We start from the raw sequence: 594 nt of genomic DNA, 5'->3' as shown, positions 1-594 counted from the left end.
CGCCAGCCTTTGCCAAGGCTGAATATGACCTGACTGCCGGTGCAGGCACGGATAATGCCGCGCAAACCTGTGCTGTTCTTGATCTGGGTTCCGATTTTGACGATATCCGGTTTGGCAGCGGTACGGCGATTGTTGCGACAACCGCAACGCTGGATGAAGGTGAAACCCTGATCGTTACCGGCAAATGGCAGCAATCTGTCGATAATGCTGCCTGGGCAGATGTTAAGGATGGTGAAACTGTTCTTACATTGCTGGGTGCCACTGGAGGCACCACCGAAACGGGGGCCGGGAAACTTGGCGTCAACCTTGCCGAGGCGTCACGCTATGTGCGGTTTGTTTATACCCCTGATCTTTCGGCTGCGGATACTGATACCGCCAAGGTTTCAGTGCAGTATGTTTTCACCGGCGCGTCGGAAATCTGATTTTCGATTGATGTAAATGGGTGGCCTGCCTTTTGGGAGGCCACCCTTTTTAATGCGGGGTTGGCATGGATGTAAAACTTGTTTCACCACCGGCGGAAAAGGTGGTTTCGCTGGCGGCGGCCAAGCAGCAACTGCGCATTGATCCGTCGTTTGATCTTGATGACGCCTATAT

Annotated in this window: 1 protein-coding gene; it reads left to right on the top strand. The window is 53.5% G+C overall.

Going from position 1 to position 594, the window contains the following annotated elements; translation table 11 throughout:
* Positions 1-422: hypothetical protein (locus THS27_RS26420; protein ID WP_085595983.1), on the top strand; the 422-nt coding region annotated here is incomplete at its 5' end.
* Between the last annotated feature and the right edge of the window lie 172 nt (positions 423-594).

The organism is Thalassospira sp. MCCC 1A01428, from assembly GCF_002115825.1.
Taxonomy (GTDB): Bacteria; Pseudomonadota; Alphaproteobacteria; order Rhodospirillales; family Thalassospiraceae; genus Thalassospira.
This window is presented reverse-complemented; position numbering and strand designations above follow the sequence as displayed.